The sequence below is a fragment of the Caldicellulosiruptor bescii DSM 6725 genome (assembly GCF_000022325.1).
GTDB lineage: Bacteria > Bacillota > Thermoanaerobacteria > Caldicellulosiruptorales > Caldicellulosiruptoraceae > Caldicellulosiruptor > Caldicellulosiruptor bescii.
In genome coordinates this window covers 952,990-966,332 of the sequence record NC_012034.1, presented here as the reverse complement: position 1 = coordinate 966,332, position 13,343 = coordinate 952,990, and the positions used below count along the sequence as shown (strand labels likewise).

General features: G+C 36.9%; 10 protein-coding genes and 3 pseudogenes. All 13 read right to left on the bottom strand.

The genetic code is table 11. The features are described 5' to 3' along the window. Positions 1–4: 4 nt before the first annotated feature. Positions 5–805: a restriction endonuclease subunit S gene (locus ATHE_RS15450; protein ID WP_231503273.1), complete on the bottom strand. Its 801-nt coding sequence runs from the start codon at positions 803–805 to the stop codon at positions 5–7. A 114-nt stretch (positions 806–919) separates the two neighbouring features. Continuing rightward, positions 920–2,221 (bottom strand): AlbA family DNA-binding domain-containing protein, encoded by a 1,302-nt coding sequence (locus tag ATHE_RS04335; RefSeq protein WP_015907404.1) that lies wholly within the window; start codon positions 2,219–2,221, stop codon positions 920–922. Then, a pseudogene (locus ATHE_RS04330) lies at positions 2,208–4,100 on the bottom strand (N-6 DNA methylase); the annotation flags it as partial. The gene ATHE_RS04335 and the pseudogene ATHE_RS04330, both read right to left, overlap by 14 nt. A 62-nt stretch (positions 4,101–4,162) precedes the next feature. After that, positions 4,163–5,701: an IS200/IS605 family accessory protein TnpB-related protein gene (locus ATHE_RS04325; RefSeq protein WP_015907403.1), complete on the bottom strand. Its 1,539-nt coding sequence runs from the start codon at positions 5,699–5,701 to the stop codon at positions 4,163–4,165. Then, a pseudogene (locus ATHE_RS14615) lies at positions 5,667–5,885 on the bottom strand (IS607 family transposase); the annotation flags it as partial. The gene ATHE_RS04325 and the pseudogene ATHE_RS14615, both read right to left, overlap by 35 nt. After that, positions 5,886–6,437 (bottom strand): annotated as a pseudogene (locus ATHE_RS14950) (type I restriction-modification system subunit M N-terminal domain-containing protein); the annotation flags it as partial. It abuts the pseudogene before it with no gap. A 273-nt stretch (positions 6,438–6,710) separates the two neighbouring features. Beyond that, positions 6,711–6,830, bottom strand: coding sequence for a hypothetical protein (locus ATHE_RS04315; protein WP_015907402.1), 120 nt, complete (start codon positions 6,828–6,830; stop codon positions 6,711–6,713). Positions 6,831–6,881: 51 nt separating this feature from the next. Further along, positions 6,882–7,631 (bottom strand): energy-coupling factor ABC transporter ATP-binding protein, encoded by a 750-nt coding sequence (locus ATHE_RS04310; RefSeq protein ID WP_015907401.1) that lies wholly within the window; start codon positions 7,629–7,631, stop codon positions 6,882–6,884. Beyond that, complete coding sequence (locus ATHE_RS04305) at positions 7,628–8,419, bottom strand: energy-coupling factor transporter transmembrane component T family protein (RefSeq protein ID WP_015907400.1); 792 nt, start codon at positions 8,417–8,419, stop codon at positions 7,628–7,630. Before ATHE_RS04305 ends, ATHE_RS04310 begins: the two co-directional genes overlap by 4 nt. 6 nt (positions 8,420–8,425) lie before the next feature. After that, the gene (locus ATHE_RS04300; protein ID WP_041727099.1) at positions 8,426–8,746 is read right to left on the bottom strand and encodes a PDGLE domain-containing protein; all 321 of its coding nucleotides are present in this window, start codon (positions 8,744–8,746) and stop codon (positions 8,426–8,428) included. A gap of 15 nt (positions 8,747–8,761) precedes the next feature. After that, the gene (locus ATHE_RS04295; protein WP_041727097.1) at positions 8,762–9,421 is read right to left on the bottom strand and encodes an energy-coupling factor ABC transporter permease; all 660 of its coding nucleotides are present in this window, start codon (positions 9,419–9,421) and stop codon (positions 8,762–8,764) included. Positions 9,422–9,664: 243 nt separating this feature from the next. After that, positions 9,665–12,097: a glycoside hydrolase family 2 TIM barrel-domain containing protein gene (locus ATHE_RS04290; RefSeq protein WP_041727352.1), complete on the bottom strand. Its 2,433-nt coding sequence runs from the start codon at positions 12,095–12,097 to the stop codon at positions 9,665–9,667. 139 nt (positions 12,098–12,236) lie between these two features. Next, the gene (gene uxuA, locus ATHE_RS04285; RefSeq protein ID WP_015907398.1) at positions 12,237–13,328 is read right to left on the bottom strand and encodes a mannonate dehydratase; all 1,092 of its coding nucleotides are present in this window, start codon (positions 13,326–13,328) and stop codon (positions 12,237–12,239) included. Between the last annotated feature and the right edge of the window lie 15 nt (positions 13,329–13,343).

The window sequence follows — 13,343 nt, the reverse complement described above, 5'->3', positions numbered from 1 at the left end:
TCTTCTACAGATAGCCAAGGTATACTTCCATTCCAAAACTCGGGCCTTCTGTGCTTGGAGTTCCTCCATTAATTAAGTTGACATGTCCGTAGACATCCACCACTTCCCACTCTTCCGGAATCTTCCCAAGCGGTGAATCCTTGAATTTATCAATATTCTCATTTCTCAACCTCCACCTCTCACTCTCACCTTCACCCTCACATACCACTCCCTTAGTAAGCAAATCTTGCATCAAACCTTGCTTTATGCGTTTGTATTTTTCTATAATGGCGTCAGTCTTCTCAATTGCATTATCAATTGTCTCAAGTATTTCAGCGATTTTGCGTTGTTCGGGGAGAGGAGGAAGAAGAACTTTAAAATTGAAAATCTGAGATTTAGTAATTGCCTGAAAAGTTGAACCCTCCCCTATTGCTTCAACATCAGATTTTTGGAAAGCCATTAGATAATATAAGAAAAGAGCTATAATTCCTTTTTTTGCCCTTAATGAAGCTAATCCTCTCCCGATGCAGTAAGTCTTATCAGCAATATTAACATCACCTACTGGAGCCCTGACTGAAATCAATATAGAATTCTCAAAAGCTATCTTTAAAGGTTTTGTGGTATACTTAACATTTACAGGATGATTGCTTCCAAATTCTTGTTTGCCTTGTAAAAAAGGCATTCCCTTTCCTTCCGTATTGTATGATTCACTTGGTGGAGATTGTCCCATAGTTATTTCACATTTTTCTCCTAACTTTACAACACCCCAATTTTTAGGAATACATTTTGTTTTATCCATTCTTAATTCTTCCTGTTGTTTAAACATTAGTGCCACTCCTCGATATGGTTTTGCATCCTCATTAAACATTTTTTCTACATAAGCATTACACAATCGCCATAATCGCCACAATCGCCAACTAAATGCCAACAAATCGCCAACTTATTTAAGAATGTAATGAGTATTCCTTCCTTTCCCAACAGGCAACAGCAATCCTTTTTCAACTAAAACGTTTATATCCTTTCTTGTACCCTCATCAGAAAGCCCTGTCAGTTCCCGATATTCTCTGTTGGTAATTTTTCCTTTCCCCTTTACATACATAACTGCCTTTATCTGCCTTTCATTTAACCCAAGCTTAGTCAAATACTCTTCTGTGTATATGTCTTTATAAAATTCGACCACAAAACCGCCTTCTTCTTTAAACTCAGGTTCTGGCAGTCCTGCTTCCCTGCAAAGTTCAACCATTCTTTTTGTACCGCTTCCCCATTTTTCAATCAATCCTGCAAGGAAAAATACATAAGCAATATGCCTGTTGCGTGGTATTGATCCATGATCTTGTTTTAGCATCTCAATTGTTATTTCTTCTGGAAGCTTACCCGGATTGAAAAACCAAATTTTATTATCATAAATCTTTATTTGAACGTCCGCAAGGCTTAAATAATCCCTATGAATTAATGCATTTATTACTGCCTCTCTTATAGCTTCAAGAGGATAATCCCATATATCTTCTCTTTCTATCCCTTTTATTTCAAATCGAACATTCAAATGTTTTTTAATAGCTTCCATTAATCCATCAAGCTGTTTGAAAAGATTTCCACTAACATCAATGGTATCAAGTATGATGGTTGGAGTTTTAAATCTTCCAACACGGGCACCTGCACCGTGGATATACTTTTGAGGTTTTTTACCAAAAAGCAACAATCCTGCATTTGTAAGTTTATCCTCTTTTACAAGTTCAAGGTTTTTGAGAATCTTTTCGATGGAATCTTCTTCGGATATTTCGGGCAATCTCTTCTTTGCCATCCTTTTAAACCTTTCTATTGTTTCGATGTCTACTTCGTCAACACCTGCCTCAGAAGGTAATGAATCCCACAAAATTCGCTGTTTTTTTAACATAAATCTCAGAAGTTCATTTCCGCTAAGTTGCTGAATGGTCGAACCTGTCCGAATGTAAAACTTGCCATCATATGAGATCGGCACTTCTGACTTTTCCACTTTTATTTTTATTACCTCTTGCCCTTTTACCATTTCAACATCAACATCTGCAATAACTCCAAGTTTGCTTAAAATTTTATTTGGTATGTCTTCAAGAAGTTTATCCATATTGGTTATTCCAATAGGATTGCCTTTGTCATCTACACCTATGTATATTATTCCACCTTCTGAATTAGCAAATGCACAGATTGTTCTAAGATGCTCGTCGTTCCACTGTGCTTTAAATTCCACTTGTTTAGACTCTCTCATAGTATCCAAGTTCCTCCAAAAATTTATTTAACCTACTGACCTCCTGCTCTCGTTCCTTTAAAAGATGTTCAAGAGACACATGATATTTATCCCAAAGCTTTTCAAAAATCTTTATCAGTTCTTTCTTTTCTGCATTTAAGTACTTTTCAAGTTGATTGCTAATTAATTCAAAGAACTTTACGAGCAATAGCTCTTTTGCTTCTTCTTCAGTAATAGATTCAATCTTTTCATCTATCTTATTTTCAATTTCCTTTTGCTTTCTGCTTATCTCACTTCTCACCTTTTTAATTTCCTTTTCTTTTTGAGCAATATTTTCTAACAAATCTTCCCATTTTTTTGCTTCTCTTCTTGAAGCCTCGCTGTCTTTTGATCTTAAATCTTTAACCAAGTCCTTCAAAAACTCTTTGACCTTGCTTGCAGTTTTATCTCCCTGCTGTTCTTCATCCCAATCTTCAACTTCTTCTAAAAGCTCACTTAAATCTGCTTCAATTTCGGCAAGCCTGCTTTCAAGTTCTTCCATTTCTTCTACATCTTCTTTAAAATACTTTTCCTTAATCCTTTCTCTTTCAACCAAATTCCTATTCCAACCAGCAGAAACTATACTTTTGAAATCATAAACAAGCTCTTCCCACCAATTTGCAAATATGCCCGCAACTTTAAATTCGTCAAATGTTCCAATTGGCAGCAGACTTTCTTTCAACTTTTTCAAAGCTTCATTTCTAAACTTCCAAAGATTATTTCTGCCAAAAAACTGTTCAATTTCAGTCCTTACAAGCTGCCACCAATCCAAAAGTTTTTCTTTGTGTTTTTCTATTGTAACTTTCACTTCAGTGCAATTATCAATCAGTTCCCTAATTTGATTTCTGTCAGTAATGTCCTTTTTAAACTCCAAATAATTTTCGCTCTTCTCTGCCAGCAAAATATCATAGCTCAAGTTAAATTTCCTCAACTGTTTTTCATACAGCAATACTTCTTTCTTCGGTACACCACCAAAAAGCTGTGCACGAACATCTTCGATTTCAGGATCTGGAGAATTGTCCACATAACGCCTAATATTCAGATTAAAATCGTTTTCTTCTATCTCCTTTATATCAACCAACCTGGAGTATTTAGGTATCTCTTTCTTTTCATCGAACACTGTAACTATTTTTTCTATGTCCTCTGGTCTCAAGAAATTCTGATTTCTACCTTCTCCATACTCTCTATCAGCGTTGATAAACAAGATCTTATTTTTTAAATGTTCTGGCTTGTTTTTATTAATCACAATAATACAAGCTGGTATTCCAGTGTTGTAGAAAAGCTTAGGCGGCAGTCCTATTATTGCCTCAATTAGATCATCTCTTACAATTCCTTCCCTTATAACCTTTTCTTGCCCACCTCTGAACAAAACTCCATGGGGCATAACTGTTGCCATTACTCCGTCATCTTTCAGGCTTGCAATCATGTGCTGCAAAAACATAAGGTCTGCCTTTTTTCCATTCTCAGGAGTAAAGTCATATTTAAATCTTTCTTCAAACTGCATATTTGCGCGGGTATAGTTTTCTGAAAAAGGTGGATTGGCCAATATTCTGTCAAACCTTTTTATGTATCCATTTTCCAAAAACATAGGGGTTGTCAACACATCTTCATTTTCTATGTGCGCGTCATTAATGCCGTGCAAAATCATATTCATTTTGCATATAGACCATGTCAATCCATTAAGCTCTTGCCCATATAGTGCTAAATTTCTTGGGTTTTGCCCTTGTTCCTCAACATAGTGGAACGCTTCAATCAAGAAACCACCAGAGCCCACAGTTGGGTCGTAAATTGACATGCCCTCACAGGGCTTAACTAACCTTACCATCAATTTTTTAACATGTGATGGTGTGTAAAATTCTCCTGGTCAACCAAACTGTGTAAAATTGCACAGTATTGGCGGCTGGGGTATTTGTAGTCCGCCTTTCAGGCTTTCCCAGCCCCAGCAGGCGGTATTTGGGAAAGCCATAGCCCCTGCCCCAAGAAGCAGGAACTTACGCCCTTACAGGTCTTCCCCACTTGCCCTGAAATCAAAAGCGATTTCAAGACAGACATATCACGCAGGACTCTGTCAGGGGAGAGTGGCGTTACCACCGCTACCCTAAGAACTTGCCAGGGATTGTGTTTTTTGCCACGACTACCCGCGCTTGTTCCATCCAGAGGCACGGATAGCCTCCCTGGCTCACTCCCAGAGCTTTGTAAAAACTTTATCGCTCTATCTATCGCTTTGAGTTGTTTTTTCCTCAGATGTTTGTTCTTGACTACCTTCCTTACATACTCTTTTAGCTCTTCCAGGTTGTTTACATCAAGCCTACTAAGAAGCAGCATATAATTGTGCGGTATCCTTTCTCTCAAACCAAGTCCTCTTCGCGCTATTACATACGCTGCCGCAATATCCTTGCTCACCATATACTGCGGTGCATACTTCAACATCCCTATCACAGAAGTATACGCCGGGTCTACTTCTATAACCTCTACTCCTTCCCGTTTTGCCAGAAGTTTTACCTTCTCCAAAAGTAATCTGCTTCCAAAATAGTGCCTTATCCGTCTTGATTTTCTACCTGAAAAGTCGCCTCTTCTGCCCCTGTCCTGTATGCTAAGGTTCTCAATCACTATGGCTTTTTGCTTCTCTTTCGCCATTTGTACTATCATGTGTGCATACTGCCACCTGTAATACTCTCTCTTGCTTGAGCTTCCACTCTCAAGCTTCTCAAGTGGTATTCTGCCATATCCCAGAAACTGTCCGTACTCATCTGTTTCTGCCCATGCAACATTCTTTGGATATGCGTTAGTGTCTATCCCTATAACTCCATTTGCTCTCGTTATCGCAGGCTTGGGGAAAACTTCTTCAACGGTGAAGTAGGCATATACTACACCGTTTTTGAGTTTCAGTTCTACAGAATAAGGTCCACTAAAGCTGCTTATTGCTTGTAGCAGTAGGTTCCTATCCATGTATGTCTTACCTTTCATCTTCCATCCAGCTTGTATCGTCGCATATACGTACTCTCTTTTTCCTACGTTAATCCTGAGTTTTGTGAAGTTCCCGTCTATCTCAATCCTTGTATTGAGATTCCCCTTTTTGCTCCTGTCTCCTCTTGAGTACAGATTCCCCTTCCTTTTCTCCTGCCACTCTCGTTGAAGTTTCCTATATACCTTGCCGTTTATGTGCCGCCTCTTTAGTTTTTCAAAAAGTTGCCTGCCACCAAAAATGACCTTTTCAGGATTTTCTCCTCTTTCTTTGCATGAGTTTAAAACACTGTTTGCTTTCATTATTGCATCATCAACGTATCGGGAATTAAGATTAAAAATTCCTTGCAGTTCTCTTTTGAGTTCATTCCTTTTATGCCCTTCCAGTAACCTCTTGTATGCATACCTCATACAAGAGGACCATCTTCTCATAAGATCTAATACTGCCTTTTTGTCTTCCTCTCTATCGAACACTAACTTCGCCTGAACTGTTACCATGTCTTTTAGCACCTCTTTGTCCATAAATCCTCGCTGCAAAAGATGTTACTATCGCTATTAAGTCCTCTGCCAGTTCTCTGTTTATATCTTCTTCATTTTCTCTGCCATTTAACACTACCAGTTCTACCCCAAAGCTCTCCATGAAAAACTTAAGATATTTAAATCCAAACCTTGCAAGTCTGTCTCCTTTTTTACCAGCTGAATCGGCAAATTCCTTTAGCAAATACTCATAAGCAGCACCAAGCAGATCAGGAAATTCAAAGTTTGAAGGTGTTAGTTTATACTTGTTGAAATGGTTAATAAGGTCAATAAGTTGCTGATCTTTGAGTCGGGTTTTTCCCTTTACTGCGTTAAAATCTATGTGTTTCAAAACTCCATCAAGCTCTGGATTTGCTTCCTCTAAAGCGCTCAGAGCTTTATTTAGCTGATTTCCAACATCTTCTTTTAACTTTAAAATATTTTCCCATCTTGCCTTTTCAGGGACAAAAAAGGCATCACCATAAGAGCTTGGATCTTCTAATAGTTCATGTATTTGTTTTTCAGAAAATCCCATAGCTTTAAATCTATCTTTTAACTCCTGTCTTTTTTCTTCAAAAACATCCGAAGTATATTTTAGAAAAAGCATACCAAAAATATATTCTTTATACTCAGAGGCATCCATCTTACCTCTGAGTATATCAGCTGCCTTGAAAAGATGGGTTTCAAGCTGTCTTAAGGTTATTTTGTCACCAGCCAAATCAACCCCTCCGATTAAACTTTATTGACACAACAAATTTTTCATTATAATCATTTTATTCTTTGTTATCTATTTTACCAATTACTAAATTATTTTTCAATCAATTCAACCTGTGAGAATTCCCAATTTATATAACTTTGAATTTGGTATACATAGATACCCTCTTCAATCTTGTATTAATAGTCACACCAGAAATTCTTCCTGTTATTCTGCATATTTACTACTAAATTTTTTATATCCACTGTCATGTTAGTTGAAGGTACTTCAATGTTTTCATAAAAAGTACATACCTGTAGTCAAACCCATTTTAATCTCTTCATGTTGGGCAGAAAAAAATAATCTTTCATTTTCGATTTTGAATTTTTCCACATCATCAAGTCTACTAATCCTCATATGGTCTGCTCACTTCCCTTTAAAAATTTTTGATTTAGTAGCCCTAACATCTCAAACATCAAATTCTTCATCTATGACTTCAGCTTCAAGCAAAAGATTTTTATCTTCTAAAATCTCTTTTGTAGTGCCAATCTTCAGTATTCTGTGGTCTGGTGAAAGCAAAATTGTATAATCAGCCAAGCGAAAAAGCAAGTCAAAGTGGTGCGTAGAAACAATTAGAGTTTTTCCAACATCTTTGAGCTGTTTTAAAATCCTTGCAAAAAACCTTATGCTTTTGGGGTCAAGGTCGTTTGTCGGCTCATCAAGTATTAAAACCTCCGGGTTATTTGCAAGTATTGAAGCAAGCGCTACTCTTTTTTTCTCCCCACCGCTCAATGTCAGTATATCACTTTCAAGTAAATTATCAATCCCCAAAAACTTTGCTACCTCCAAAACTCTTTTTTGGATTTTGCTTTCATCATTCATAAACTGCCTTGGGCCAAAAGCAATCTCATCAAACACAGTGAGATTAAAAAGCTGAAGTTCTGTCTCCTGAAACATATAACCTACCTTTTTGTAAAATCCGTTTTTGAAAAGCTCATCAAAAGAAGTTTTATTAACTTTTTTATCATAAAAGTAAAGCTCACCTTCAAAATCAAGTGTGATTCCAGAAAGTATTTTCATCAGTGTAGTTTTTCCACTCCCGTTGCAACCTACCAGCGCATAAGCCTTTCCTTTCTCAATCTCAAAACTTGCTACTTCAAGAATGGTTTTGTTGTTTACCCTGTATGTTATATCTTTTCCCCTGAACACTGTGCTCATCTTAAAATCCTCTCCAAAATACTCATAATAATTAATGAAAATACCACCAAAAGCTCTGAGATAGTGACCTTAAATCTATACACAGATTTAATATTTCCAGATGAAAAGCCACGCGTTTTCATGGAGATATAAGTAACCTCTGAAATATACATGGTCTTTTGAGCAATGGCCCTTATCATAGATTTTACAAAATCTAATCTATTCCTTGATACACCCACCGTCCTTATCTTCTTTGCGAACAAAATATCTGTAATTGTGTGCAAAAGTACAAAGATGTTCCTTATCGTGAGCTCAACAAGCCATATGAATTCTTTCAATCCCCCAAAAAAAGAAAAAGGCTTAAAAAGCCTGTCAATTCTTGAGTTATATATTACAACCTCACCTGTCATTATAATGATACCTGTCTTTAAAACCTGCAAAATAGCTGGCATAATATTCTTTGTTATTAGCATATAAGGAATGCTTATGATAAATGTAACAAGCGGCACAAACCCCCAAGATGAAACAATCAATGCCTTGATATGAGCTTTTGATATTGCCGCAACTACCAATACAAAAGTAAAAGCAACTGCTAAAAACAAAATACTATTAGAGATACTCACAAGTAAACTAAACCATATTAAAAACAAAAGTTTTGCCCACTCATCAATTCTTGTAAATAAACTTTTGCTTCTTTTGAAAAACCACTGAGAAACTTTCAAGTAACCAGAAAGACTCTTTTCCACATATCCTTCTTTTGCAACTTTGACTTTAGCGTTATCTTCTTCTCTCAAAAAATCTGGCAGCACTTTATCTTACTTCCTTTCAGTCATCAAATGCTTTAATAAGAAAAATATGACGAATATAACCCCTATTCCTATAAGTGCTGATAAAATATAGCCAATGTACTGGTTGGAAATAAACTTAACTGAATAGCCATCAAAAAGGTCAAATTTATAAACCTCAGCATACCTTTTTAACCCTTCAGGCACAAACCCCAGCATTTTCTTTATTTCTTCTTCAGTCCACTCGCCAAACGCCGGGTTTTGCGTCAAAAGCCCAAGCGGGGTCAAAATAGCAAGGGCAAACAGAACTATTATACTCACCTTGAGGTTATTGTCAACTCCCCTTTTCATAACAAAAACACCCCTTTAAACTTCCTTTTTTATCTTAGCAAAATTTTTTAAAGGCGAATATAGCAAAACTGTCAAAACTGCTTCAATCACTCCAACCATCAAAAGGTGTGGAACCATCATAGCAGGAATGGTTGTTTTCAAATCGTACATAAAATATAACGGTTTTCCTGCTTTTGTAAAAAAAATTGGTTGAAGTCCAAGCTCAACTGCCGTCAAAAGCGCAGCCACATTTGTTGAAATGTATGTGCTTATAAACATTCTCACCTTTTCATTCTTGAGATTAGCCGTTTTCAAAAGGCTGTCGACAAAAATGGTAACCAGCGGAATAGCAATGGCCATATTAAACACATTTGTTCCAAGTGCTAAAATTCCTCCATCTCTGAACAAAAGAGCTTGAATTATCAAGACCACTGTAGATGCTATGATTGAAGCAAACGGCCCGAACAGATAAGTTATAAGCGGTATTCCAGTAATATGAGCAGAACTTCCTCCCACTACCGGAAAGTTGAACATCATAACAATAAATGTAAATGCTGATGCCACTGAAAGATGAACAAAGGTCTTTTCATCAACTGATTTTTTAAACTTTGCAAATGCAAAGCCAACTGCTGCCACAGATGCAGCATAAAATGTAGCACAAGTTTGCGGACTTAAATAACCATCAGGAATGTGCATTTGTACCTTTCCTCCTTTTTTTAAAGTATTTGTGAAAAAATAAAAAAGCCCACGAAAAGCTATTTACTTTAACCCTTCGTGGGCTTTGATTCAAATATTTTGTTCTTTTAGTAATCCCTCTTTACTCTGTCGTTTTTAATTTTATCATATAACTCGATTACTGAGCAATACTTTTTGTTGAAAGGCAATTATACCCAAAATATCCATTTAACTAAATTAGAAAAAATTGATAATTAAATCTCCTTAAATGCATTTTACAAAAACTTGTGCACCATCCAATCCTTCTGCCCAAGCTTTCAATTTAAATTCTCCTTTTTTGCCAATGCTCTTTACTATTGCCAATGCTCGCCCCTTATAGAGCTTTCTCTCTCGGCTAACAAATGGTTCTGTTGACAAAGGATTGCTACTTCCTAAAGCAACAAGTTCGCCAACACCTTCAACTTCTACAACTATTCTGTTATCTGCAAAAACAACCTCTCTTCCCTTTCTATCTACTGCCATTATTTTTATATAGCACAAATCACCATAAGAAGAGGATATAACTTCTCTATCAGGCACCAGTTTTAAGGCTACGGGCTCACCTGTTGTTTCTATTTTGTCTCTGCCAATCTCTTTACCATCTTTGTATGCTACAGCTTCTATCACTCCTGGTTCATAAATTGTGTCATAAACCATTTTAAACTGAGTATTAATCCCTACTTCTTTTCTTCCCAAACTTCTGCCATTTACAAACAGCTCAACCTCATCTGCATCTGCATAGACATGTATAGCCACCTTCATCCCTTCATATCCAGGAAAAGTGTAGTTTCTTTCGACCGGTTCCCATGCCCAGGGTTTAAAATATAGTTTTTTGCCATAAACTTGCGGTGGAAGTATTACAATATAAGGGTCTTTTCTATTTCCCCAAACAACATCTCTATAATACGATTGAGGACGTTTTTCCCCACAAATATCAATATCCCCACAATTTGCTAAAAACCATGGATAAGACCCGCAGAAAGATTTAAGGTCATCTGCTTCAATACTTACCCTACCAAGACCTGCTTCGCCCAAATAATCAATAGCCGTCCACACAAAATCACCTATAACATTTGAATTTTCTATTGTTTGTTTCCAGTTTTTAAAAAGAGTATATGGATAAGTTTCTGTGCCACAGATTACTCGGTCAGGATATTTATACCTATCGAATCCATATCTATCTACTTTATAGTTATAACCAACTACATCCAGAAATCTTGAAAACTTCTCTGAAAACTCGCCCCATTTATCTTCAATAACATCTACTTCTTGTTTTAGCATTCTAATTACATAGTTACCTTCTTCAATTATAGCAAAAAGCCTTTTATAATCATCCGGAATTGCGCACAGTGCCGCTGTTATTAGCCTTGATGAATCCAAACTTTTTACCTTTTTTGCTAATCGTTCACACCAGGTGTATATTGAGTAGCTACTATCGTCATCAACATCAACTCCAACTCCCCATGTAATCTCGTTTCCTATTGACCACATTATTATCGAAGGATGATTATAGTCCCTCATTATGGTGGACTCCAAATCTTCTTCCCAGTACTTGTCAAAAAATAGATGGTAGTCAAAGCTAACCTTGCCAGCATGCCATACATCAAAAAATTCTTCTATCACAAGCATCCCTAATCTATCACATGCATCCAAAAAAGCTGGAGCAAAAGGATTATGTGCAAGTCTTACCGCATTGAATCCAGAAGCTTTTAAAAGTTCTACTTTTCTCTCTTCTGCCCTATCGTAACTCGCACTTCCAAGTGGTCCATTGTCATGATGAATACAGCCACCTTTTAATTTTAATGGCTTACCATTTAATTTAAATCCTTCCTTGGGATCAACTGAAATTGTCCGAATACCAAACAATGTAGAAGCACTATCTTCAATACTCTCATCACAAATAATAGTTGCTTGAATTTTATAAAGATATGGGTCTTCTATATCCCAATATTTAAATGGTTTTAGTTCTAAGGTTTTGGCAATTACCTTTTCTTCATTTTTACCAATCAAAAACTTCTCTTCACTGCTGAGAATTAGTTTCTCATCTTTTGAAAATACATCAAATTTTATTACTCCTTGAACTTTTTCATTAACACTGTTGACAACAACAGCTCTTACTTCTAACTTTGCAGTTTCATTTTCAATTGCTCTGGTTTGAACATGCAAATGCCATGGTTTTATATACACCTTGCCACCAATGTGTAGCCACACGTGTCTGTATATGCCACAACCTGCGTACCATCTTGAGCTTGGCTTATGAGTATTTTCTACACGCACAATAATAATGTTCTTATCATCAAACTTGACATGCTTTGTTATATCAATTAGAAAACTTGTGTATCCATTGAAGTGTTTAGCAACTAACCTACCATTTACAAAAACCTCAGCTATACCCATGATTCCTTCAAACTCAAGTATTAAGTTTTTGCCTTGCCACTCTTCATCTAAAATCAATTCTTTTTTGTAATACAAACTGCATCCCGCAGTATACCCTTCACCGGCACCTGAGGGATTAGCCTCACTTCTTTCTTTTTCAATTACAGCATCATGTGGCAGATCCACCTTTTTCCACTCATATTCTGAACTTGTTAAGTTTAATACATTTGCAAAACCAAGCTCAAGATATTCCCATGACCTGTCCAAATTTATCTTCTGCATTTTTTGAAACTCAAGAACATCTTGAGCCGCTTCAGAAAAGCAGCGGCTCAAGATGGCTGGGGTATTTATAGTCCGCCACATCAAAGTCTCCCAGCCCCAGCAGGCGGTTTTGGGGAGAAACCTTTCTCTTTTCTACTTACTACTTTTTCTCATTTCTTGACATCTTGTCAATTGCCTCCCACAGCCCGTTCAAATACGCAATGCCAAGTGCTCTATCATAAAGTCCATAACCAGGTCTCCCTTTTTCGCCCCAAATCATCCTTCCATGGTCAGGTCGCATATACCCGTCAAAACCTATGTCGTATATAGCCTTCATAATCTCAAACATGTCAAATGAACCATCTGTCGACAGGTGGGATGTTTCGTAAAAAGACCTCTCACCTGTAAATTTTATATTTCTCACATGCATAAAATGTATTCTTCCCATTTTGCCAAAATACCTTATAAGCTCCGGAATGTTGTTTTCCCTGTTTGCTCCAAGCGACCCTGTGCACAAAGTCAACCCATTGTACGGACTATCAACCGCTTTTAAAAACTTTTCTATATTTTCCTTGTTTGTTACAACCCTTGGAAGACCAAAAAGTGACCACGGTGGATCATCTGGGTGTATTGCCATTTTAACATCGCACTGCTCACACACAGGAATTATATTCTCCAAAAAGTAGATAAGATTTTGCAAAAGCTTATTCTCATCAACATCTTTGTACATCTCAAACAGGCTCTGGAGCTGTTTTAACCTGTAGCTCTCCCAACCAGGAAGAGAAAATCCTTGTGAGCCCCTTTCCATGCTTTTTACAAGTTCATCTGGTGTCATATTTTTAAGTATCTCATGGTTATATTCCATAACCTCAGAACCATCAGGGAGCTTTTTTGCAAGGTCTGTCCTCAGCCAGTCAAATACAGGCATAAAGTTATAGCATATTACCTTTACTCCCGCTTTTGCTAAGTTCCTTATGGTCTGTTTATAGTTTTCTATATACCTATCTCGACTTGGAAGACCAAGTTTTATGTCCTCATGGACATTTACGCTTTCTATTACCTCAAACTTAAGCCCTGCACCTTCTACCATTTTTTTTAGCTCAAAAATCCTATCTTCTGGCCATACCTCTCCAACTGGAATATCAAAAAGCGCTGTCACAACACCATATATGCCTGGAATCTGACGTATATACTCAAGAGGAATATTGTCATCCTTTGGTCCAAACCACCTAAATGTCATCTTAAAACCCATTTTTCTAGCCCCTTT

What these genes read in the sequence shown, in the direction of transcription:
- ATHE_RS04335 (WP_015907404.1), bottom strand. Translation starts at nt 2,221, where the DNA reads ATGAGAGAGTCTAAACAAGTGGAATTTAAAGCACAGTGGAACGACGAG.
- ATHE_RS04295 (WP_041727097.1), bottom strand. Translation starts at nt 9,421, where the DNA reads ATGCACATTCCTGATGGTTATTTAAGTCCGCAAACTTGTGCTACATTT.
- ATHE_RS04310 (WP_015907401.1), bottom strand. Translation starts at nt 7,631, where the DNA reads ATGAGCACAGTGTTCAGGGGAAAAGATATAACATACAGGGTAAACAAC.
- ATHE_RS04315 (WP_015907402.1), bottom strand. Translation starts at nt 6,830, where the DNA reads ATGAGGATTAGTAGACTTGATGATGTGGAAAAATTCAAAATCGAAAAT.
- uxuA (WP_015907398.1), bottom strand. Translation starts at nt 13,328, where the DNA reads ATGGGTTTTAAGATGACATTTAGGTGGTTTGGACCAAAGGATGACAAT.
- ATHE_RS15450 (WP_231503273.1), bottom strand. Translation starts at nt 805, where the DNA reads ATGTTTAAACAACAGGAAGAATTAAGAATGGATAAAACAAAATGTATT.
- ATHE_RS04325 (WP_015907403.1), bottom strand. Translation starts at nt 5,701, where the DNA reads ATGGTAACAGTTCAGGCGAAGTTAGTGTTCGATAGAGAGGAAGACAAA.
- ATHE_RS04300 (WP_041727099.1), bottom strand. Translation starts at nt 8,746, where the DNA reads ATGAAAAGGGGAGTTGACAATAACCTCAAGGTGAGTATAATAGTTCTG.
- ATHE_RS04290 (WP_041727352.1), bottom strand. Translation starts at nt 12,097, where the DNA reads ATGCAGAAGATAAATTTGGACAGGTCATGGGAATATCTTGAGCTTGGT.